25 protein-coding genes and 1 riboswitch are annotated in these 21,019 nt (G+C 30.2%); of the genes, 21 read left to right on the forward strand and 4 right to left on the reverse strand.

All coding sequences use genetic code 11. From position 1 onward, the window contains the following. On the forward strand, positions 1 to 438 hold the full coding sequence (gene fabZ / locus HMPREF2561_RS03185; RefSeq protein ID WP_002448673.1) for a 3-hydroxyacyl-ACP dehydratase FabZ: 438 nt from the start codon (positions 1 to 3) through the stop codon (positions 436 to 438). A 49-nt stretch (positions 439 to 487) separates the two neighbouring features. Here fabZ and HMPREF2561_RS03190 read toward each other — a convergent pair whose 3' ends face one another. Next, entirely contained in the window at positions 488 to 928 is a 441-nt protein-coding gene (locus HMPREF2561_RS03190; RefSeq protein ID WP_017175138.1) for a YwpF-like family protein, read from the reverse strand. A gap of 193 nt (positions 929 to 1,121) precedes the next feature. On the opposite strand from HMPREF2561_RS03190, the gene HMPREF2561_RS03195 reads away from it, so the two are divergent. From HMPREF2561_RS03195 to yidC, 7 genes are all read left to right on the forward strand, one after another. After that, positions 1,122 to 1,517, forward strand: a complete 396-nt coding sequence (locus HMPREF2561_RS03195) for a single-stranded DNA-binding protein (protein ID WP_017175139.1) — start codon at positions 1,122 to 1,124, stop codon at positions 1,515 to 1,517. Between the two features lie 403 nt (positions 1,518 to 1,920). Beyond that, the gene (locus HMPREF2561_RS03200) at positions 1,921 to 2,667 is read left to right on the forward strand and encodes a transglycosylase family protein (protein WP_017175140.1); all 747 of its coding nucleotides are present in this window, start codon (positions 1,921 to 1,923) and stop codon (positions 2,665 to 2,667) included. A gap of 212 nt (positions 2,668 to 2,879) precedes the next feature. Then, positions 2,880 to 2,982: riboswitch (TPP riboswitch) on the forward strand. 76 nt (positions 2,983 to 3,058) lie between these two features. After that, entirely contained in the window at positions 3,059 to 3,748 is a 690-nt protein-coding gene (tenA, locus tag HMPREF2561_RS03205) for a thiaminase II (RefSeq protein ID WP_019835613.1), read from the forward strand. Continuing rightward, positions 3,741 to 4,562: a bifunctional hydroxymethylpyrimidine kinase/phosphomethylpyrimidine kinase gene (thiD, locus tag HMPREF2561_RS03210; protein WP_017175142.1), complete on the forward strand. Its 822-nt coding sequence runs from the start codon at positions 3,741 to 3,743 to the stop codon at positions 4,560 to 4,562. Before tenA ends, thiD begins: the two co-directional genes overlap by 8 nt. Continuing rightward, complete coding sequence (gene thiM, locus HMPREF2561_RS03215; RefSeq protein ID WP_017175143.1) at positions 4,555 to 5,343, forward strand: hydroxyethylthiazole kinase; 789 nt, start codon at positions 4,555 to 4,557, stop codon at positions 5,341 to 5,343. The genes thiD and thiM overlap by 8 nt, the downstream gene beginning before the upstream one ends. A 2-nt stretch (positions 5,344 to 5,345) precedes the next feature. After that, positions 5,346 to 5,984, forward strand: a complete 639-nt coding sequence (gene thiE / locus HMPREF2561_RS03220; RefSeq protein WP_049382315.1) for a thiamine phosphate synthase — start codon at positions 5,346 to 5,348, stop codon at positions 5,982 to 5,984. Positions 5,985 to 6,073: 89 nt separating this feature from the next. Continuing rightward, the gene (gene yidC / locus HMPREF2561_RS03225) at positions 6,074 to 6,943 is read left to right on the forward strand and encodes a membrane protein insertase YidC (RefSeq protein ID WP_049382316.1); all 870 of its coding nucleotides are present in this window, start codon (positions 6,074 to 6,076) and stop codon (positions 6,941 to 6,943) included. 57 nt (positions 6,944 to 7,000) lie between these two features. Here yidC and HMPREF2561_RS03230 read toward each other — a convergent pair whose 3' ends face one another. Beyond that, a complete protein-coding gene (locus HMPREF2561_RS03230; protein ID WP_070468337.1) occupies positions 7,001 to 7,648 on the reverse strand; it encodes an HD domain-containing protein in 648 nt (215 codons plus the stop codon). 34 nt (positions 7,649 to 7,682) lie between these two features. Next, on the reverse strand, positions 7,683 to 9,167 hold the full coding sequence (gene cls / locus HMPREF2561_RS03235; RefSeq protein WP_070468338.1) for a cardiolipin synthase: 1,485 nt from the start codon (positions 9,165 to 9,167) through the stop codon (positions 7,683 to 7,685). Between the two features lie 166 nt (positions 9,168 to 9,333). Between cls and csoR the strand changes: the two genes are divergently transcribed. The 3 genes from csoR to HMPREF2561_RS10695 all read left to right on the forward strand — a co-directional run bounded on the left by csoR (position 9,334) and on the right by HMPREF2561_RS10695 (position 10,102). Continuing rightward, complete coding sequence (csoR, locus tag HMPREF2561_RS03240; protein WP_002437530.1) at positions 9,334 to 9,627, forward strand: copper-sensing transcriptional repressor CsoR; 294 nt, start codon at positions 9,334 to 9,336, stop codon at positions 9,625 to 9,627. 15 nt (positions 9,628 to 9,642) lie between these two features. Then, positions 9,643 to 9,852, forward strand: a complete 210-nt coding sequence (locus HMPREF2561_RS03245; RefSeq protein WP_017174788.1) for a putative copper chaperone CsoZ — start codon at positions 9,643 to 9,645, stop codon at positions 9,850 to 9,852. Positions 9,853 to 9,964: 112 nt separating this feature from the next. Then, entirely contained in the window at positions 9,965 to 10,102 is a 138-nt protein-coding gene (locus HMPREF2561_RS10695; protein ID WP_002437525.1) for an Lmo0850 family protein, read from the forward strand. 160 nt (positions 10,103 to 10,262) lie between these two features. On the opposite strand, the gene HMPREF2561_RS03250 is transcribed toward HMPREF2561_RS10695, so the two are convergent. Further along, the gene (locus HMPREF2561_RS03250) at positions 10,263 to 11,447 is read right to left on the reverse strand and encodes an FtsW/RodA/SpoVE family cell cycle protein (RefSeq protein ID WP_048787782.1); all 1,185 of its coding nucleotides are present in this window, start codon (positions 11,445 to 11,447) and stop codon (positions 10,263 to 10,265) included. A 375-nt stretch (positions 11,448 to 11,822) separates the two neighbouring features. Here HMPREF2561_RS03250 and HMPREF2561_RS03255 point away from each other — a divergent pair, with 375 nt between their 5' ends. From HMPREF2561_RS03255 to HMPREF2561_RS03300, 10 genes are all read left to right on the forward strand, one after another. Then, on the forward strand, positions 11,823 to 12,893 hold the full coding sequence (locus HMPREF2561_RS03255; RefSeq protein ID WP_017174790.1) for a D-alanine--D-alanine ligase: 1,071 nt from the start codon (positions 11,823 to 11,825) through the stop codon (positions 12,891 to 12,893). A 15-nt stretch (positions 12,894 to 12,908) separates the two neighbouring features. Then, the gene (gene murF / locus HMPREF2561_RS03260; protein WP_017174791.1) at positions 12,909 to 14,264 is read left to right on the forward strand and encodes a UDP-N-acetylmuramoyl-tripeptide--D-alanyl-D-alanine ligase; all 1,356 of its coding nucleotides are present in this window, start codon (positions 12,909 to 12,911) and stop codon (positions 14,262 to 14,264) included. A 231-nt stretch (positions 14,265 to 14,495) separates the two neighbouring features. Further along, positions 14,496 to 16,007 (forward strand): degradosome RNA helicase CshA, encoded by a 1,512-nt coding sequence (locus HMPREF2561_RS03265; RefSeq protein ID WP_048787780.1) that lies wholly within the window; start codon positions 14,496 to 14,498, stop codon positions 16,005 to 16,007. 247 nt (positions 16,008 to 16,254) lie between these two features. After that, the gene (locus HMPREF2561_RS03270) at positions 16,255 to 16,734 is read left to right on the forward strand and encodes a PH domain-containing protein (protein ID WP_017174793.1); all 480 of its coding nucleotides are present in this window, start codon (positions 16,255 to 16,257) and stop codon (positions 16,732 to 16,734) included. Further along, on the forward strand, positions 16,724 to 18,226 hold the full coding sequence (locus tag HMPREF2561_RS03275) for a PH domain-containing protein (protein WP_048787779.1): 1,503 nt from the start codon (positions 16,724 to 16,726) through the stop codon (positions 18,224 to 18,226). The genes HMPREF2561_RS03270 and HMPREF2561_RS03275 overlap by 11 nt, the downstream gene beginning before the upstream one ends. Before the next feature lie 94 nt (positions 18,227 to 18,320). After that, the gene (locus HMPREF2561_RS03280; RefSeq protein ID WP_231451768.1) at positions 18,321 to 18,695 is read left to right on the forward strand and encodes a PH domain-containing protein; all 375 of its coding nucleotides are present in this window, start codon (positions 18,321 to 18,323) and stop codon (positions 18,693 to 18,695) included. A gap of 27 nt (positions 18,696 to 18,722) precedes the next feature. Next, complete coding sequence (gene acpS / locus HMPREF2561_RS03285) at positions 18,723 to 19,076, forward strand: holo-ACP synthase (protein ID WP_017174796.1); 354 nt, start codon at positions 18,723 to 18,725, stop codon at positions 19,074 to 19,076. A 42-nt stretch (positions 19,077 to 19,118) separates the two neighbouring features. After that, positions 19,119 to 20,264: an alanine racemase gene (gene alr / locus HMPREF2561_RS03290; protein WP_017174797.1), complete on the forward strand. Its 1,146-nt coding sequence runs from the start codon at positions 19,119 to 19,121 to the stop codon at positions 20,262 to 20,264. An 85-nt stretch (positions 20,265 to 20,349) separates the two neighbouring features. Beyond that, the gene (gene mazE / locus HMPREF2561_RS03295; RefSeq protein ID WP_002448681.1) at positions 20,350 to 20,520 is read left to right on the forward strand and encodes a type II toxin-antitoxin system antitoxin MazE; all 171 of its coding nucleotides are present in this window, start codon (positions 20,350 to 20,352) and stop codon (positions 20,518 to 20,520) included. Further along, entirely contained in the window at positions 20,517 to 20,879 is a 363-nt protein-coding gene (locus tag HMPREF2561_RS03300; RefSeq protein WP_017174798.1) for a type II toxin-antitoxin system PemK/MazF family toxin, read from the forward strand. The genes mazE and HMPREF2561_RS03300 overlap by 4 nt, the downstream gene beginning before the upstream one ends. Positions 20,880 to 21,019: the final 140 nt, after the last annotated feature.

Consider the following 21,019-nt stretch of genomic DNA (forward strand, 5'->3'; position numbering starts at 1 on the left):
ATGGAAACAATTTTTGATTATAATGAAATAAAAAAAATCATTCCTCATAGACAACCTTTTTTACTTATTGATCGTATTGTTGAATATGAAGAAGGAAAGCGTTGTGTAGGTTTAAAACAAGTTTCAGGAAACGAACCGTTTTTCCAAGGACATTTTCCTGATTATGCAGTTATGCCTGGTGTTCTCATTACAGAAGCTTTGGCACAAACTGGAGCGGTAGCTATGTTAAATAGTGAAGAAAATAAAGGTAAAATTGCATTATTTGCTGGGATTGATAAATGTAGATTTAAAAAACAAGTGACACCTGGTGATACTTTAATGTTAGAAGTTGAAATTACAAAAATTAAAGGTCCTATTGGAAAAGGTACAGCAAAAGCTACTGTTGATGGACAACTTGCTTGTAGTTGTGAACTTACTTTTGCTATTCAAGATGCGTAATTAAAATAAGAGTAGTAGCGAAATCATTCATTTCGTTACTACTCTATTTTTATCTTTCAAATTTTTCTTCTTTTAATTTCGGTTTAGATTGCATCATTCTGTTAAATGTAATTTTTAATTCTTCTCCAGATAATCCTTCATCAATAAGTTGTTCTAATAGTGTTTCTGCGTATACCTGACGGTGTGTATAAATATGACACTCGAAAATAATTGATATTTTCCTTTCAAATAGAGAGATATGTTTTATTGTTGCATCAAACAATGCTGGATCGTTAGAAGGTCTAGTAATCACTACTCTGATATCTAATACTGTTTGTGATTCATAAAATTTTTGCATGATATCATAATGTGTATCTGAAATTACAATTTCTAGGAGCCAACCTGTACCACTATTCTCTTTATTTATAATAACACCATCATAAAGTTCAAATTCTGAAATCCTGTTATCATCGCTTACTATTTGGAATCGAACTGCTTTAAAAGTCTTCATAACATGTCTCCCATACTCTTAAACATTTTTAAATTATATGATTATTGTTTTTTTGTTAAATAAGTCGTCTCATATCTTAATATTTTTCTTAAATATATCAGATATTAATACTAAAAAGGGAAGAAATCTAAAAAAATAGCTTTTTGACGTTATATTCAATTCTATTTAATATAACGATATAAGGAGGTGACACATGTTAAATAAGATAGTAATCGTTGGTCGTATGACTAAAGATGCAAAAATTTATGATAATGAGGAGGTGAAAATCGCAACGTTTAGTGTGGCTACTGAACGTAATTATAAAGATGAAAATGATGAAATAGCGTGTGATTATATATTTTGTAAAGCATTTGGTAAGATGGCCAGCAACATTGAAAAATATACTTCTCAAGGATCTTTAGTAGGTATTACTGGCCAAATGCGTTCTCGTAAATATGAAAAGGAAAAACAAACTCACTTTGTCACAGAATTATATGTTGAAACAATTAAATTTATGTCCCCTAAATTAAATAATGAAAAACTCTCAGATAGCTCACTAAATACAGACACTTATCCATTTGATAATCTCGAATTAATGAATATAAAATAAAACTCTCTATTTTTAATACTCCAAACCTTTCCAATTAATATAAAATAAGTCTTTCAATTATACTCAAATATACTCAAGAGGTCGGTATAAATATTCCGACCTCTTTAACTATGTATAAGACATTAGATACAACTCATTCATTGAATGATAAAAAAGACAGTGTATTTTTCTGAAATATTACAAAGTAATTACAGTTGGTTCTTTTATTATATATCTAATAAACACTGCCATTAAAGTGTTTATAGTATATATATAAGAAAAATTATTTACAAATCTATGTAATTTTAATGTAAAATAAGTATATTTTTTTTATTTCACTGTAACCTGCTAAGCTTTTTTAGATGTTAGAGTAGTATCCGTAAAATATTTAAGAAAACAAATGACTTAGGAGGATTATACTATTATGAAAAAGACAATTATTGCATCTTCATTAGCAGTAGGCTTAGGATTAGTAGCAGGAAACGTAAGTCATGCTGATGCAAGTGAAAATCAAATTAATAAAGAAAAATTAGCTCAATTAGCGGAATCTAACGATCAATCATTAAATCAACATCCTATTCAAGAAGGAGCTTATAATTACCAATTTAATTTAAATGGTAAAACTTATCATTTTTGGTCAGATGGAACATATTTTAAATGGGAATATTATCCATCAAACGGTTCAACTGTAAATAGTGCTAATCAAAATGTAGCTTCAACTCAATCAGCACAAAATGTATCTTTCCAAAATAATAATTATAATCATATAAATCAATCAGCTTCAACTTCAAATGTAAGTCAACACTATGCAAATGAAGCTCAAACACAACAAGCACCAAAAACAACACAAACTAAACAAGCAACTCAAACACAACAAGCACCTGCTAATGCAACTACAAATCAACCTAAACAATCAACAAGTGGTTCATCTGTAAATGTAAATAGTCATTTACAACAAATCGCTCAACGCGAATCAGGTGGAGATATTCATGCCATCAACCCTTCTTCTGGTGCAGCAGGTAAATATCAATTCTTACAATCTACTTGGGATTCAGTAGCACCAGCACAATATAAAGGTGTATCACCAGCACAAGCACCTGAAAGTGTTCAAGATGCTGCGGCAGTAAAACTTTATAATACTGCAGGTCCATCTCAATGGGTTACAGCGTAAAACTTAATAAATAATTTACTAGTGCCTGAGACAATATGAGTTGTCTTAGGCATTTTTATATATATTGATAGTAATGACTGAATTTAGAAAGATTTCTGTACTATTCTTTATTTATTATATTTATAATAATAGTTGTATGAATTAAACTTATTTCAATGAATATCTTTTTTATTTGAATTATAACAATGGTTTTGTTATGGTTAAATTAAACTAAAGACTACTAGGGGAGCCATGGAACATGGCTGAGATGAAGCATTCAGACCCTTATAACCTGATTTGGTTAATGCCAACGTAGGAAAGTAGTAATACATATTCATTCATTCTATTTTTTTGAATATTGACTACATTTCTACGTTGAAATGTAGTTTTTTTATTTAAGGAGGAATAGTTAATGAGTTTTTCAGATGAATTAAAGCAAGCGTCAAAGCCAATTATTGAAGAGATTTATAATGATGGTTTTATTCAAGATTTATTAAAGGGAAAATTATCAAAACAAGCAGTACGCCAATACTTACGTGCTGATGCTTCTTATTTAAAAGAATTTACTAATTTATATGCTTTACTTATTCCTAAAGCACCTACTATGAAAGAAGTGAAATTCTTAGTAGAGCAAATTGAATTTATGTTAGACGGCGAAGTAGAAGCCCATGAAATTTTAGCGGACTATATTAATGAACCTTATGAAGAAATTGTAAAAGAAAAAGTGTGGCCACCTAGTGGAGATCATTACATTAAACATATGTATTATCATGCTTATACACACGAAAATGCTGCATACACTATAGCTGCAATGGCACCATGTCCTTACGTATATGAAGTGGTTGCTAAATGGGGATTAGAAGATTCAAATCTTAATAGAGATGCACTTACTGCTAAGTGGTTTGATTTTTATAGCACTGAAATGGCACCTTTAATTGAAGTATTTGACCGTTTGTTAAATGAACTTACAGAACATTGTACCGAACAGGAAAAAAGAGAAATTAAAGAAGCATTTTTACAAAGTACTGTACATGAACGTCACTTCTTTAATATGGCATACATTGATGAAGAATGGGATTTTGGAGGAGCAAATCATGAATAAACCTAAGATTGCGTTAACAATTGCTGGTACTGACCCTTCTGGTGGCGCAGGAGTTATGGCAGATTTAAAATCATTCCATGCTTGTGGCGTATATGGAATGGCTGCTATTACAAGTATTGTGGCTCAAAATACTAAAGGAGTTCAACATATCCATAATCTAGAAACTAGTTGGGTTAAAGAACAATTAGATAGCGTATTTGATGATGAATTACCTCACGCAATTAAGACTGGAATGATTGCTACACATGAAACGATGGAACTGATTCAAACGTATTTAAAAAATCATAGCAATATTCCCTATGTTATCGATCCAGTTATGCTAGCAAAAAGTGGTGATTCCTTAATGGATGATGAAACAAAAAAACATCTTCAGAAAACGCTCTTACCATTAGCGGATGTCGTTACTCCTAACATTCCAGAAGCTGAAGAAATTACTGGCTTGAAAATTGATACTGAAGATAATATTCGTAAAGCAGGTCATATATTTATAAATGAAATAGGAAGTAAAGGTGTAGTAATTAAAGGCGGTCATTCTGCTGATTTAAATAATGCTAAAGACTTTTTATTTACTAAAGATGATGTCTATACTTTTGAAGAGAAGCGATTTAATACGCCACATACTCATGGTACAGGTTGCACATTTTCAGCTGTTATCACAGCCGAACTAGCTAAAGGTAAAACAATTTATGAAGCTGTAAAAAAAGCTAAAAAATTTATTTCATTAAGTATTGAACATACACCTGAAATCGGTCAAGGACGCGGCCCGGTAAACCATTTTGCTTATATGAAGAAAGTAGGTTTAGACGATGAATAGTTTAGAAAAGATAAGACAAGAGAATCCACTAGTAGTCTGTTATACCAATGATGTGGTTAAAAACTTCACTGCGAATGGACTCTTGAGTATTGGTGCAAGTCCAGCAATGAGTGAAGCTCCAGAAGAAGCAGAAGAGTTCTATAAAGTAGCAGGGGCACTACTTATAAATATTGGAACATTAACTAAAGCAAATGAGAAAGATATTTTAGAAATTGGAAAAATTGCTAATCAACAAGGTACACCCATTGTATTTGATCCAGTTGCTGTAGGCGCATCAACATATCGTAAACAATTCTGTGAAACTTTTCTTTCTGAAATAAATGTTTCTGTGATTAAAGGAAATGCATCTGAAATTCTTACTTTAGTAGATTCAAATACTACAATGAAAGGCACTGATGGGGAAACAGACTTAGATGTAGTGACAATTGCTAAAAAAGCTTATGAAAAATATCAAACAGCAATTGTTATTACAGGTAGAGAAGATGTTATTATTCAAGATAATCAAATTGTCAAACTATCAAATGGTTCTCCATTACTGGCAAAAATCACAGGCGCTGGTTGTTTATTAGGCGGTTTAGTTGCTGGATTTTTATTTAGAAATACACATCCATCATTACAAGTATTAGAAGAATCAGTAAGTTATTATAATATCGCCGCAGAGATTGCTGAAAAAAGTGAAAAGGTTAATGGACCTGGAACATTCTTATCTCAATTACTTGATGAAATGTATCAACTTAACTATGATACTTATAAACAATTTGTAAAACGTGAAGAGGTTTAAATATGTTTGATTCAAAAAGTTTACAAGTTTATTTTATATGTGGAACACAAGACATCATCGGTGATCAAAACATTAAAGATGTTTTAAAAGCAGCATTAGAATCAGGAATTACTTTATTTCAATTTCGTGAAAAAGGACCAAATGCTTTAGTAGGGGATGAAAAAGAAGCCTTAGCTAAGGAATTGAAAACACTTTGCCATGAGTATAAAGTACCTTTTCTCATTAATGATGATGTGGATTTAGCTGAAAAGATTGATGCAGATGGTATACATGTAGGTCAAGATGACGAAATAATTGCTTCTTTTGCTAATCGTTTTAAAAATAAAATTATAGGGTTAAGTGTAGGAAACGTAAAGGAATATCAACAATCAGATTTAGAACACGTAGATTATATAGGCGTAGGTCCAATGTATAAGACATCTTCAAAATCTGATGCAAGTGCCCCTGTAGGCCCTGAAATGATTTCAACATTAAAAAATATTAATCCAAGCTTACCTATGGTTGCTATAGGTGGTATTACTGAAGATAATTGTGAGCCTATAGCTAAAGAAGGCGCTGATGGTGTGTCAGTTATTTCGGTCATTACACATAGTCAAAATATTGACAAGACTGTTAATAAATTAAAGCACTATTTCAAATAAATATCTCTTTTTTTTCAGTTTTTGTTTTCTAGTACACCCTATCTATGATAAAATTATTTCTATGTGAATATATCAATAGAGGTGTAAAAATGAAGAAGAAAGTGCTACTACCTTTGTTATTAGGGGTAATGGTCTTTTTAGCTGGATGTGACTATTCCAAATCTAGTAATAGAAATGGATTTTTCTACAATACATTCGTTGAACCAATGGCTAAAATTCTACATTGGTTAGGCCATTCTGTTTTTCATGATGATTATGGTATTGCAATCATCGTTTTAGTATTAGTTATTCGTATTATCTTATTGCCTTTCATGCTATCAAACTATAAAAATAGTCATATGATGCGTGAAAAAATGAAAATTGCTAAACCTGAAGTAGAAGGTGTACAAGAAAAAGTGAAACGTGCACGTACTCAAGAAGAAAAAATGGCAGCTAATCAGGAAATGATGGAAGTTTATAAAAAATATGACATCAATCCTATGAAGAGTGCTTTAGGTTGTTTACCTGTTTTAATTCAAATGCCTATCGTTATGGGATTATATTTCGTATTGCGTTATCGTATTGGTGGCGGTATTACAGAACATCCACATTTCTTATGGTTTAATTTAGTACATCCTGATATTTGGATTACTATTATTGCCGGTGTGTTATACTTTATCCAAGCATGGGTGTCAAGTAAACAAATGCCTGAAGAACAACGTCAAATGACTTATATGATGATGATCGTTTCACCTATTATGATTATTTGGATTTCATTAAGTTCAGCTTCGGCACTAGGTTTATATTGGTCTGTCAGTGCGGCATTCTTAATTATTCAAACATTCTTTGCAAATAAACATTATGAAAAAGTTGCAAAACAAGAAATTGGACCTATGGTTGAGGCACATAAAGAAAATAATTCAAATAAAAAAGGTAAAAATACGCAAGTCGTTTCTAAAAATAATAAGAAGAAAAAATAATATAAGTATAATACGATAAAAAAGTAGGAAAAGATCATCTATCTTTTCCTACTTTTTTTATTCTTCTAAGTGCCACTCGCTATAAAATTGAGATAAAAATAGTTTCATAAATTGATGACGTTCTTCAGCTAGTTGAGATCCTGTTTGTGTGTGCATTAATTTTTTTAATTTTAATAACTTATCATAGAAGTGTCTAATAGCAGAAGGAGGTAAATCAACCATATCTTTTTCTGAAGGAATTGAGTGATAGGGAGATTCTGTCCACATTGGCTCATTGAAATGTCCAGAAAATTGAAACGTTCTTGCGATACCTATAGCACCAATTGCATCTAAGCGATCAGCATCTCTAACGATTTGTCCTTCGATTGGAAGTGTAACATCGTTATTTCTACCATTTCGATAACTCAAATGTTTGATAATAAAAATAATATTCTTTTGAACAGTATCATCCAATTCTATTTTTTTAAAAAATTGATATAATTCGCTTAAAGCATGGTGTTTATCAGTCAATTTATCATCTATGACGTCATGCAATAGAGCTGACAATACTATTGTAAGAAAATCGCCTTGATGTTCTTGTTTGGCAATATATTTAGCTAATAATGTGACACGTTCAATATGTGCAATATCATGTCCAGAGTAATCATTTTTATGAAATTGGTACATATATTCTTTAGCTAATAATATTTGTTCTGCTTGATTCATAAACTACTCCTTTAAAAACATGTATTGAATGAGTTTAAAGAATTGGTGATAATAATTGAGATATGCCTTCTTTAAACTTAATCCAAGTACTACGTTGATTATATAATTCTTTAGTCAACTCATATGAGACCTTCATATCTTTAATAAATGCTTTTTTAAGTTGAAGAGAAATATCTTCGTCATAAATGAACGCATTCACTTCGAAATTTAATGTAAAACTACGATTATCCATATTTGCTGTACCTACAGTAGCGATCTCATCATCGACAATGAGTGTTTTTGAATGTAGAAATCCATTATTATATTGATAAATTTTAACACCCGCGTCTAATAAAGAAGCGGCATTTTTTAATGTAGCCCAATAAACAAAAGGATGATCGGGTTTACAAGGAATCATTAAATTAACTTCAACTCCACCTAAAGCGGCAATTTTTATGGCATCAATAAAAGCTTGATCAGGAATAAAATAAGGTGATTGAATATAAATAGAATGTTTTGCTGACATAATCATTTTTAAATAGCCATATTTAATTTGTTCCCAGTCTTCATCAGGACCACTTGAAGCGATTTGAACACCAATCTCGCCGCCTGAATCTACATCAGGAAAATATCTATCTTCATATCTGATATTGTCACGTGTTGATTGTGAATTCCAATCTAAGATGAATCTTAATTCTAATGCATTGACAGAATCACCTTCAAGTCTTAAATGAGTATCTCTCCAATAACCAAATTTTTTATCTTTACCAAGGTATTCATCACCAACATTAAAACCCCCAACATAGCCAATCTTGCCATCTATAATTACAATTTTTCTATGATTACGGTTATTCATTCTTAAATTGATTAAGGGCAATTTGGAAGGGAAGAAGGCTTCTGCGTGTCCACCTTTGTCTTTAAACTGTTTCAAATCTTTCTTGCGTAATGTTCTTGAACCCATATCATCATATAACATTTTAACTTCTATACCATCTTCAAGTCTGTCTTCGAGTGCCTTTAAAATACGACGTCCAAGACCATCACTTTTGAAAATATAGTATTGAATATGTATATAATCTTTAGCATTCTGAATATCTTCAATTAATGCGTCAAATTTAGCATGACCATCTGTAAAGATTTTTATACTGTTATCAGTAGTTAAGAATGCAGCATTATTATAGAGTAACATGTGCACCATTTCTTTAAACTTAACAATTTGATGATTACCTTTAGAAAAATCATCTTTTTCAAGCGCATTTAATTGCTCATCAACTATCATAGCTAAACCTTTACGATCTTCTTTTTTTAATTTAAAAATATGTTTGCGTTGTATTTGACGCCCTAATAATAGATATAAAATAAATCCTACTATCGGTAGAAATACAAGAACTAAAAGCCACGCCCAAATTGAACCTGCACTACGACGTTCCATGAAGATAATGATAAATGCGAAAATCAAGTTTAATATAAAGGCAGTGATTAATATGATGTTAATAATTAAAGAAGAGTGTGAGAAAGATAATTGCACGATCTCTACCATATTCATTAATTGAACCTCCTAAATCGTTTAAAATTAATGTACTAACAAATATTGTACCATGCACTATAATAAATGGTATGATTAATTTTTAAAATAAAAATGTATAATTGACGTAATAAAGAGGAGATTATACGATGATATTGAAGCTATTGAAAGGGTGAATTAGTTGGAAAATCAAAATCATGCCCATCATTCTGAGCAAGTTAAATTAAATTTAAAATCTCGATTAAATCGAATAGAAGGGCAAGTTAAAGCAATTAATCGAATGATTGATGAAGACGTCTACTGTGATGATGTATTAACTCAGATAAGAGCAACACGTTCAGCACTTAATAGTGTTGCTACTAAGTTACTAGAACATCACATGAAAAGTTGTATTATGGAAAAAATAAATCAAGGTACTGAAGAAGAAGCAATGGAAGAACTACTAGTGACATTTCAAAAACTAGTGAAAGATTAGTTAGGAGATTGTAATATGTTAAACCGTAATATTGTATTTATAGATAACATTGAAACAAAGGAACAAGCACAAATGTTAAATGAACGTTTGTTAAATATGATTGGAGTACATACGGTATCAATCGATATAGAAAGAAATATGGTTAATGTTGAATATGAAACACCTACTAATTTAAATAGTATTGAAAAAGAAATTTATGACGCTGGATTTAAAGTACTTTCATAATAAAAAGCTTTAGTGTAACTTAAATAATTTAAAATAATTTTCAAATATGGTAGTAAAGCATGACTAATTAGGGTAGTATATCAGTGAAGGTCAAAAAACGAGGTGAGATACCATGAACAAATCAGATAAGTTACAAAATGTAGTCAAATTATTATCATCTTTAGGCGTCAATATCAAAAAAACAAAATCTCGTTTCGACATTATTAATACTTTGCCTACCACAAAAACCGTTACTCAAGAACTTAAATAATATGTGATTGAAAAAAGTCTGAGACATTATTAGTTGTCTCAGACTTTTTTATATGTTGGAGATACATTATCGAAGTGGAACGATAATGTCAAAATGAGTTTTGTCTCATTCTCTTTTATACTATTTTCATGTTATTAACTGAATTAAAATATATTTATTACTAAGCATCTTTGGACGCTGGCTTTTGATGGTAATAAATAGAAAGTATAACACCAATACCTAGCATTAAACTCCATAATGCGCTACCACCATAACTAATAAATGGTAGTGGTATACCTGTAATAGGTAAAAGTTGGATTGTCATACCAATATTTTGCAAAATATGGAAGACGAGTAAAGAAATATAACCAATTAAAAATACCTTATTAAATGATGAAGTTGTTTTTATGGCTAAACGGATAAGATGGAAAATTAAAGCTAGGAATATAAGAAGTAATATCACTGCTCCAATAAATCCAATTTCTTCTCCAATGACAGAAAAAATAAAATCGGTATGGTTTTCTGGAATGTATACTTCTCCGTGATTATAACCTTTACCAAATAATTGACCGGATCCTATAGCTTTTAACGATTCCGTTAAATGGTAGCCATCTCCATTACTATAAGCATAAGGATTTAACCATGAATTGATTCGACCCATTTGGTACATTTTGATATGTAACGTTTTCTCAATCAGAGAGGGTTTATATATAATGGCTAAAATAATGCTACTTCCTAATACGGCTACAGTAATAAAGATAGGAGCAAGAATGCGCCATGTAATACTACTCACTAGCATGATTCCAACAATAATGGCACACAGAACCAATGTAGTTCCTAAATCATTCTGAAGTAAAATTAATATCATAGGTACCAGGGATATGCCAATGATTTTAAAAAATAAGATTAAATCAGTACGAAAAGATTTATTAAATGTAAATCGATTATGATTAGAAACGATTTTAGCCAATGCAAGTATCAAAATAATCTTCATAAATTCTGAAGGTTGAATACTAATTGGACCAAAAGCATACCAACTTTTAGCGCCATTAATAATAGGCGTAATAGGTGTTTCAGGAATGATTAATAAACCTAGTAGTAAGATACAAAAGAAGATATACCATATATATGTATTATTTTTTATTTTTTTGGGAGAAAAAATCATCACAATAAGTGCTAGTATTGCTCCTAAAATATAATAGATAATTTGACGAATACCAAAATTGGCACTATATTGGCCGCCACCCATAGCAGAACTGATTGTAGTCACACTAATGATGGCTAAAATCATTATTAATGCTATAAGTATCCAGTCAATTTTTCGAAGCCAATGTGTTGTAGGCTGTTGACGGGATGAATATTTCATAAAAAACTCCTTAAATTCTATGGAATAGTATATATAGATTTTACATGACTTTATATGATTATGCTACAAAATATAGAAGATGATATAAAGTCGAAGCAGTTTAATCTAAAAAATAACAATTAACATGAATGGACTATTCTTTAAGAAATATACATATTTTTATTTATTGGTAAATGCAAAATACACTGATACTGTGATAATATGGACATTTAGAAAGAATAATTTAAATTACATATCGTTAATGAAAAGTATAATTAACAATTTAAACTTAATACATTATAGTATTATAATTATGATGAGAGAAACAAAAGCGTAATTAAACTTCAATTTATAAATGGCTTTTGTCATTATTTTTCTCGATGGAGGATATAAAACATGGTAAAAGAAAATATTTGTATCGTATATGGTGGTAAAAGTGCTGAGCATGATGTATCAATTTTAACAGCACAAAATGTATTAAATGCGATTAATAAAGACAAGTATCTTGTAGATATTATATATATTACAAATGATGGTCAATGGAAGAAAAAAGAAAATATTACAAAAAATATTAAAACTGTTGAAGAATTACATTTAGAAGACATAAGTCCTGGAGAAATTACATTACTTTTAAAAGAAAATGGGGAAGGAAGTAAATATGATGCTATTTTCCCATTATTACATGGACCAAATGGTGAAGATGGTACCATTCAAGGTTTATTTGAAGTGCTAGATTTACCATATGTAGGAAATGGTGTATTAGCTGCATCAAGTTCGATGGATAAATTAGTAATGAAACAATTGTTTGAACATCGCGGTTTACCACAACTACCTTATATTAGTTTTTTAAGAAGTGAATATGAAAAATATGAAGGTAATATTATTAAACTCGTTAATGATAAATTAACATACCCAGTATTTGTAAAACCTGCTAACCTTGGATCTAGTGTGGGTATTAGTAAATGTAATAATGAAGATGAACTTAAAAAAGGGATTGAAGAAGCATTTCAATTTGATCGTAAGTTAGTGATTGAACAAGGTATTATTGCACGTGAAGTGGAAGTCGCAGTTTTAGGTAATGATTATCCTGAAACAACATGGCCTGGAGAAGTAATTAAAGATGTTCAATTTTATGACTATAAGTCAAAATATAAAGACGGTAAAATCAGTTTACAAATTCCAGCAGATTTAGATGAAGAGGTTCAAATGACGTTACGTAATATGGCATTAGAAGCATTTAAAGCTACAGATTGTTCTGGATTAGTACGTGCCGATTTCTTTGTGACGGAAGATAATCAAATCTACATTAATGAAACAAATGCGATGCCTGGTTTTACAGCATTTAGCATGTATCCAAGTTTATGGGAAAATATGGGATTATCATACTCTGATTTAATCACTAAACTAATTGATTTAGCTAAAGAACGTTACGAAGATAAAAAGAAAAATAAATATACTATCGATTAAGCGAGGAGCCTAAGTATGATTGAAGTTTCTTTAAAACAAATTCAAAAATGGATATCTTGCGATATTGATGAAGCATATTTAGAACATCAAATTAAAGGAGTCACTATCGATTCTCGTCATGTAGAAAAAGAGATGTTATTTGTTCCATTTAAAGGTGAAAATGTAGACGGTCATCGTTTTGTAGAACAAGCACTAAAAGATGGTGCTGGTGCTTCATTTTATGAAAAAGGACAGGATATTAGCGATTCAATTCAAGGACCTATTATATGGGTAGATGATACATTAACTGCTTTACAACAATTAGCTAAAGCGTACTTAAAGCATGTTAATCCAAAAGTAATTGGAGTGACCGGCTCTAATGGTAAAACCACAACAAAAGATATGATTGAAAGTGTGTTACATACCGAATTTAGAGTCAAAAAAACACAAGGTAACTATAACAATGAAATTGGTTTACCTTTAACCATTCTTCAATTAGACAAAGACACAGAAATTTCTATTTTGGAAATGGGTATGTCAGGATTCCATGAAATTGAATTGTTATCTAAAATTGCGGAACCTGATATTGCGGTTATCACAAATATTGGTGAATCTCACATGCAAGATTTAGGTTCTAGAGAAGGTATTGCTAAAGCCAAATCTGAAATTACTATTGGTCTTAAATCTGATGGCACATTTATATATGATGGAGATGAACCACTTCTAAAACCGCATGTTGAAAATGTGAAAGATGCTAAACTTGTTAGTGTTGGTTTAAATCATGACAATACATTAGTATGTAAAGTGGAAAATAGTAAAAATGATGGTATAGCATTTACGATAAATAACAAGGAACATTATGAATTACCAATTTTAGGTATTCACAACATGAAAAATGCTACTATCGCTATTGCAATTGGACATGAACTTGGTTTAGATTACGACACAATTCAAAAGAATATAAGTAATGTACAACTCACAGGTATGCGTATGGAACGACATGTTACTAATAATCAAATTACGGTTATTAATGATGCTTACAATGCAAGTCCAACAAGTATGAAAGCGGCTATTGATACATTAAGTAATATGAATGGACGTAAAATCATTGTACTCGCTGATTCTTTAGAATTAGGTGAAAATAGTCAACGTATGCATGAAGATGTAGGTGCTTATTTGGACAATAAAGGTATTCATACGTTACTTACTTACGGTAATGATGCTAAGTTTATAAGTCGTACAGGTGGCCAGTTTGTGGAAGATGTAGCTTATTTTTCAGATAAAAATGAACTGACTCATTATTTAAAGTCTATTTTACAACCTGATGACAAAGTGTTAATTAAAGGGTCACGTGGTAATAAACTTGAAGAAGTAGTAAATGCTTTAATTTAATTATTCATAATAATTAAGAGTTGCTTAGAAATGAAAGGTTTCAAAGCAACTTCTTTTTATTATTTTAATAGAACCAATACTCTACTTAAAAATGTTATTTGCTGTAGATATGAAAATTGCTTTATTGCTATAACTATTTTTAGGTGGTACTATATAGAAGTTGACGTAATAAGAAGACCTTATATACAAAAACGTATATTGATAAATAAAAGAATTAAAAGGAGAATTATATTGCAAAATTTTAAAGAATTAGGGATTTCGGATAAAACGGTAAAAACCCTAGAAGAAATGGGTTTTAAAGAACCAACACCGATCCAAAAAGAAAGTATCCCTTATACATTAGAAGGAAAAGATATCCTTGGTCAAGCTCAGACAGGTACGGGTAAAACAGGAGCTTTTGGTATCCCTTTAATAGAAAAAGTTGTTGGAAAATCAGGCGTTCAAGCTTTAATTTTAGCACCTACAAGAGAATTAGCAATGCAAGTTGCTGAACAATTACGCGAATTCAGTCGTGGACAAAATATTCAAGTTGTTACTGTCTTTGGTGGTATGCCAATTGATAGACAAATTAAAGCGTTAAAACGTGGGCCTCAAATTGTAGTAGGAACACCAGGACGTGTTATCGATCATTTAAATCGTCGTACATTAAAAACGAATGATATTCATACTTTAATTTTAGATGAAGCGGACGAAATGATGAACATGGGCTTCATTGATGATATGAGATTTATTATGGATAAAATCCCTGCTGAACAACGACAAACAATGTTATTTTCAGCGACAATGCCTAAAGCTATTCAGACATTAGTACAACAATTTATGAAGTCACCACAAATTGTTAAAACAATGAACAATGAAATGTCTGATCCTCAAATCGACGAATACTATACAATTGTTAAAGAGTTAGAAAAATTTGATACATTTACTAATTTCTTAGATGTACATCAACCTGAGTTAGCTATTGTATTTGGTAGAACTAAACGTCGTGTGGATGAGTTAACAAGTGCATTGCTTACTAAGGGTTACAAAGCAGAAGGATTACATGGAGACATTACACAAGCCAAACGTTTAGAAGTACTTAAAAAATTCAAAAACGATCAAATTGATATATTAGTTGCCACAGACGTTGCAGCACGTGGTCTTGATATTTCAGGTGTAAGTCACGTATATAATTTTGATATACCTCAAGATACTGAAAGTTATACACATAGAATTGGACGTACAGGTCGTGCAGGTAAAGAAGGTATTGCTGTTACGTTTGTTAACCCAATTGAAATGGATTACATTCGTCAAATTGAAGAAGTAAATGACAGAAGAATGAAAGCTTTAAGACCACCTCATCGTAAAGAAGTGCTTAAAGCACGTGAAGAAGATATTAAAGACAAAGTTAAAAACTGGATGTCACGTGAGAGTGAAGATCGTTTAAAACGTATTTCTAGTGAATTATTAGAAGAATATGATAGTACTGAATTAGTAGCTTCATTATTACAAGAACTTGTCGAAGCAAACGATGAAGTTGAAGTTCAATTAACTTTCGAAAAGCCACTTGCAAGAAAGAGTCGTAATAATAAAGGTAATCAATCAAGACGTGGTGGTAAACGAAATAATAAATTTGATAACAAAAATAAACGATCAAAAGGTAATTTCAACAAGAAAAAAGGTAAAAAACAAGATCGTCGAGATAGACAAGATAAAAGAAAAACATCTATCAAAGGTCGTACGTTTGCTGATTTACAAAAATAGTTGTTATAGATAAGAATAAATTTGCTTGATTGAGCTTGAGATATAAACATATGTCTCAAGCTCTTTTTGATTATAAGTTACCTATTAAATTTATAAATGCTTATACTAATATTATTTTAAAGAAAAAGAGGATAATTGATCGTATTTAAATAGATAGTATTCAGTTTTGGTTTTTACATTAATATCTATCATATTATTTTTAAAAAATAGTATGATATAATATAAAAAAATTGTTAAGGAGTTTATTGTGCAATTACATCACTCTTTTCATAAAAGTCCTAAATCCGCATTTTTATATCATTGGTTAGTAAGTGGAGTCACGTTACTAATAGAGCTCATTATTTTGGGTGGTGGGTTGTGTTGTTGGAAAGCATTTCACTGGCCACATTTTATTTTTTATATTCTACTTGTGTTAACTATTTGTTCTCTTATTCGTTTTATTCTCCAACCTATCAATAGATACTCTTATAGATTTTATAATATAGAAAATAAGAACATAGAAATTTTAAATACTTTTATTTTTAAAAGGTACAAAACAACAAAAATTGAAAGGTTACAACTTTTAAAGGTTAAAACAAATCCGTTATTAAAACAGTTTAATCTTAAGAGAATCATTGTTGTAACTGCAGGTCATGAACTCACAACACCTGTTGTTTCTAATAAAGAAGCAGAACGATTAATATTACATATCTTATCACAAATGCGAGGTAGTAATGATGATATTTAAACCTCAAAAACTACATCCGATTTCTTATTTCACGGGTCTAATAAATGTTATAAAGCAAAACATTTTTGTCATTATCGTGTTTATTGGATTTAATATATGGAATTTTGATTTTACAAATATTAGACATTATATTGGACCAGGTATCTTTTTATTGATTATTCTTTTTTCTATGATTAATCAATTTCAAAAAGTACGTCTAACGCGTTATTGGATAGAAAATGATCAATTTATAGTCACATCTGGATGGTTAAATAAAAAACGCAAAGAATTAAATTTGAATCGAATTCAATCCTTAGATACCACACAAGGACTGATTAATCAATTAGTAGGTGGAGTACGACTACAAATTAAAACGCCGAGTGATGGTATTGAACTTGAAACGATTTCGAAACAACAAAGTGAATTGATTGAACGTACAATTAAAAAAAGACAACTTCAGTTAGATAGTCAAGAAATAGAGACTAATCATAAGCCCAATAATAGCGAACAAGAATTAATATCTGAAGATAATAGTAATAATAAAGTAATTTTTAAAATGTCTAATAAACTGTTGATTTTTATGTCATTGACCAGTGGCGTGATAGGTGTAGCATTCGCCACTATTTCCCCTATTATAGGTGCATTTGAAGATGTTATCCCATGGGAAAAATGGACGTCTCGTCTTTTTCAATGGATACAGTCAGTGACGTTTTTAGTGACTATTATTATATTGACTGTACTTATATTTTGTTATGTTATAGGTACTCTAATTGTTTTTCTCCGTTATTATAACTATACAATCACACAACGTGATAATGAGTTGAAAATTACTTATGGATTACTAAATGTAAAAAATGTCACAGTGCCTACTGAACGATTACAAGCAGTTGTAGAAAAACAGTCATTTATTAGAAAGTTATTTGGATATACCTCTATATACTTTATTATTACAAGTGATTTAGAAGTTAAATCTAATGAAGATGTAAGTGAAAATGGAAAAATTATGATTCTTCCATTTATTAATAAAAAAGAGGCATATTCTATTATTAGAAAATTAATTCCTGAAATGCAATTTAACTCTATTACTGAAAATGTACCAAAACGAGGATATCATCGACATTTTTTTATACCTAGTATCATATTAATTCTTGGTGCAACTATAGGTGCTTACTATTGGAGTATATGGAGTTATATGATAGCGATAATTATGATTATCTTTATGGCAATTCATGCGTATGTGTATATATCTGTTTCTGGATTATGCAATAGAAAAAATGAAATTGCACTTCGTCAAGTAAGTATCATGCATATTAATTCTTATTATTTTAAAAAGGATAAAATTATTGGTATGAATGTTAATCAAAATCCATTGTTAGAAAAGAGCCATTTAGCACATTTACATTTTATTATAGCTAAGGGTGCGGTAAATGAAGATATTAAGCTTAAATATGCTTCTGAAAAACAGGTTCAATTAAATATTGAGACCTATTTAGGAGGGTCTAAGATTGAATGAACATAGTTTTATGAACACGAGTGGTCTAAAGGTGATGAGAATCACATCATTGATAGGGCTTATAATTATTACTGTTTTTTTATTTCTACTCAATATGATAGATGTTTATTTTACTCATATATCAAAACTTTCAATTAATATCATTATTTCTATAGTCATTATATTGCTTTATATCATACTATTTATTATTGTTATTCCGCTTCTGAGATATCATTATTTCAGTTATTACTATGATGAAAACGAGATTCATATTAGAAAAGGTATCATAACTGTTGAAACAGATATGATACCGTTTTATAGAATACAAAATATAGAAGTCATAGAAGGATTCATAATGAGAAAATATAAATTAGCACATCTTCATTTATCTACTGCAGGTGGAGAATGCAATATAGAACTAATTGCAAAAAAAGAAGCGATTTATTTAAAACAAATGATTCAAAATAGAAAACACGAACTATATGAATGATAAAGGATAATTAAGTGAGGTGTGGATATGATACATGGTATTGGTATTGATTTAATTGAAATTGACCGAATAAAAGACGTGTATATTAAACAAAGTGATAAATTAATACATAGAATACTAACAGAGCAAGAACAGCAAAAATTTAACTCTTTTAAAAATGATAAAAGAAAATTAGAATTTTTAGCAGGACGATTTGCAACTAAAGAAGCATTTAGTAAAGCATTAGGAACAGGGTTAGGAAAAACGGTAGCATTTAATGATATTGATTGTTATAACGATGAAAAGGGGAAACCTTGCATCGAATATCCTGGTTTTATTGTTCATGTCTCGATTACGCATACACAACATTACGCAATGAGTGAAGTAATATTAGAAAAGTAAATCATATCAATTTTTTATAAGTTTAAATAAGGAGGACTTCATATGTCAGATGTTGCTTATAGACCGACATATTTAAATGTAGATCTTGATGCCATTCTATACAATTATAATATTTTTAAAACACTTCAAAGTGATAAGTTGGTGATTCCTGTAATTAAAGCGAATGGATATGGATTAGGAAGTGTAAAAATAGCAGAAATTTTAGAAAATAATGGGGCTCAATTTTTTGCAGTTGCTACTTTAGATGAAGCCATTGAATTACGCTTACATAATATAAATGCTAAACTATTAGTTTTAGGTGCGATATCACCGAAAGATATAAATAAAGCGATTCAATATGACATTACCTTAACTGTGCCTTCACAGTTTTGGTTAGAACGAGCGATTCATTATATAGAAGATAACTCAGATCATGTATATCTTCACGTGAAATTAGATACAGGAATGGGAAGACTAGGGATTAAAACGCTTGAAGAGTATCAGTTAGTCATTAATCTTATTAAAGAACATCCAAATCTTATTTTTGACGGCGTTTTTACTCACTTTGCCAATGCAGATGAACCTGGTGATTCAATGAAACAGCAATATGCATTTTTTGAAGAGTTGGTAACAAAAGCAGAGCGACCAAAATATATACATGCTCAAAACTCAGCGGGCGCTTTATTAGCAAATTGTAAATTATGCAATGCGTTAAGACTTGGAATTTCACTATATGGTTATTATCCTTCTGAATATGTTAGAAATGAAGTTGATGTTCAATTAAAACCAAGTGCTAAATTAATAACTCAAGTTGTTCAAACTAAATATTTAAATCCTGGAGACTCTGTAAGTTATGGAAGTACATTCACTGCAACTGAAAAAATGAAAATAGCGGTTTTACCAATTGGATATGCAGATGGTTTCTTAAGATCTATGCAAGGATTTGCCGTAAATGTCAATCAACAGCAATGTGAAATCATTGGAAGAGTATGCATGGATCAAATGATTATTAGTGTACCAGATGATGTGAAAGAAGGAGATGAGGTTATTTTAATAGATAACAATTTAAATTCTTCACAAGCAGTAGAGGCATTAGCTGTAAAACAAAATACAATTAATTATGAAGTTTTATGTAATTTAGGACGCAGACTTCCAAGAATATATTATTTAAATAAAAAATTTGAAGTTACAAATGAATTATTAAATTAGTATAGTCACTTGTTACAAAATTTGTTATTATAAAACTAAATTAAAGTTTATAATGTCTTGTTTGTATCAATTGGAGGTTCATAGTATGTTAACTTTTAATCAGAATAGAAGCCATAGTCTTGAACAATCATTAAAAGAGGGCTATGTCCAAATGGCCGATTTAAACCTCTCCCTAGCAACAGAAGCATTTCCATTAGAATGTGAAGCTTGTGATTGTAACGAATCATATCTTACATCTAATTATAAAAGTGAATGATTAGAAGAGGCGATGTATATTTAGCTGATTTATCACCAGTTCAAGGGTCTGAACAAGGGGGAGTAAGACCTGTAGTTATCATTCAAAATGATACTGGTAATAAATATAGTCCTACAGTAATCGTTGCTGCGATTACTGGTAGGATTAATAAAGCGAAAATACCAACACATGTAGAAATAGAAAAGAAAAAATATCGTTTAGATAAAGATTCAGTCATTCTTTTAGAACAAATACGAACATTAGATAAAAAAAGATTGAAAGAGAAACTTACATATTTATCAGAAGATAAAATGAAAGAAGTTGACGATGCATTGGATATCAGTTTAGGTTTACACGATGTTCGTCCTCAAAAAAATTAGTATTTTATATGTATAATCCAAAAAATATGAAATAAACTTTTGAAATAAATCAATTGTACTTTTGAAAAGTTTTAATTAGACTAAATTCAGTTGAATTCAATGATAGTATTGAGTAAGTTTATGACTATTTAGAGATATCG

The sequence above is a fragment of the Staphylococcus sp. HMSC069E10 genome, assembly GCF_001809205.1.
Lineage (GTDB): Bacteria > Bacillota > Bacilli > Staphylococcales > Staphylococcaceae > Staphylococcus > Staphylococcus hominis.

Excerpts from the sequence above, each read along its gene's own strand:
- fabZ (WP_002448673.1), top strand. The coding sequence starts at position 1 with ATGGAAACAATTTTTGATTATAATGAAATAAAAAAAATCATTCCTCAT.
- HMPREF2561_RS03190 (WP_017175138.1), bottom strand. The coding sequence starts at position 928 with ATGAAGACTTTTAAAGCAGTTCGATTCCAAATAGTAAGCGATGATAAC.
- HMPREF2561_RS03195 (WP_017175139.1), top strand. The coding sequence starts at position 1,122 with ATGTTAAATAAGATAGTAATCGTTGGTCGTATGACTAAAGATGCAAAA.
- HMPREF2561_RS03200 (WP_017175140.1), top strand. The coding sequence starts at position 1,921 with ATGAAAAAGACAATTATTGCATCTTCATTAGCAGTAGGCTTAGGATTA.
- tenA (WP_019835613.1), top strand. The coding sequence starts at position 3,059 with ATGAGTTTTTCAGATGAATTAAAGCAAGCGTCAAAGCCAATTATTGAA.
- thiD (WP_017175142.1), top strand. The coding sequence starts at position 3,741 with ATGAATAAACCTAAGATTGCGTTAACAATTGCTGGTACTGACCCTTCT.
- thiM (WP_017175143.1), top strand. The coding sequence starts at position 4,555 with ATGAATAGTTTAGAAAAGATAAGACAAGAGAATCCACTAGTAGTCTGT.
- thiE (WP_049382315.1), top strand. The coding sequence starts at position 5,346 with ATGTTTGATTCAAAAAGTTTACAAGTTTATTTTATATGTGGAACACAA.
- yidC (WP_049382316.1), top strand. The coding sequence starts at position 6,074 with ATGAAGAAGAAAGTGCTACTACCTTTGTTATTAGGGGTAATGGTCTTT.
- HMPREF2561_RS03230 (WP_070468337.1), bottom strand. The coding sequence starts at position 7,648 with ATGAATCAAGCAGAACAAATATTATTAGCTAAAGAATATATGTACCAA.
- cls (WP_070468338.1), bottom strand. The coding sequence starts at position 9,167 with ATGGTAGAGATCGTGCAATTATCTTTCTCACACTCTTCTTTAATTATT.
- HMPREF2561_RS03245 (WP_017174788.1), top strand. The coding sequence starts at position 9,643 with ATGTTAAACCGTAATATTGTATTTATAGATAACATTGAAACAAAGGAA.
- HMPREF2561_RS10695 (WP_002437525.1), top strand. The coding sequence starts at position 9,965 with ATGAACAAATCAGATAAGTTACAAAATGTAGTCAAATTATTATCATCT.
- HMPREF2561_RS03250 (WP_048787782.1), bottom strand. The coding sequence starts at position 11,447 with ATGAAATATTCATCCCGTCAACAGCCTACAACACATTGGCTTCGAAAA.
- HMPREF2561_RS03255 (WP_017174790.1), top strand. The coding sequence starts at position 11,823 with ATGGTAAAAGAAAATATTTGTATCGTATATGGTGGTAAAAGTGCTGAG.
- murF (WP_017174791.1), top strand. The coding sequence starts at position 12,909 with ATGATTGAAGTTTCTTTAAAACAAATTCAAAAATGGATATCTTGCGAT.
- HMPREF2561_RS03275 (WP_048787779.1), top strand. The coding sequence starts at position 16,724 with ATGATATTTAAACCTCAAAAACTACATCCGATTTCTTATTTCACGGGT.
- HMPREF2561_RS03280 (WP_231451768.1), top strand. The coding sequence starts at position 18,321 with ATGATAGATGTTTATTTTACTCATATATCAAAACTTTCAATTAATATC.
- acpS (WP_017174796.1), top strand. The coding sequence starts at position 18,723 with ATGATACATGGTATTGGTATTGATTTAATTGAAATTGACCGAATAAAA.
- alr (WP_017174797.1), top strand. The coding sequence starts at position 19,119 with ATGTCAGATGTTGCTTATAGACCGACATATTTAAATGTAGATCTTGAT.
- mazE (WP_002448681.1), top strand. The coding sequence starts at position 20,350 with ATGTTAACTTTTAATCAGAATAGAAGCCATAGTCTTGAACAATCATTA.
- HMPREF2561_RS03300 (WP_017174798.1), top strand. The coding sequence starts at position 20,517 with ATGATTAGAAGAGGCGATGTATATTTAGCTGATTTATCACCAGTTCAA.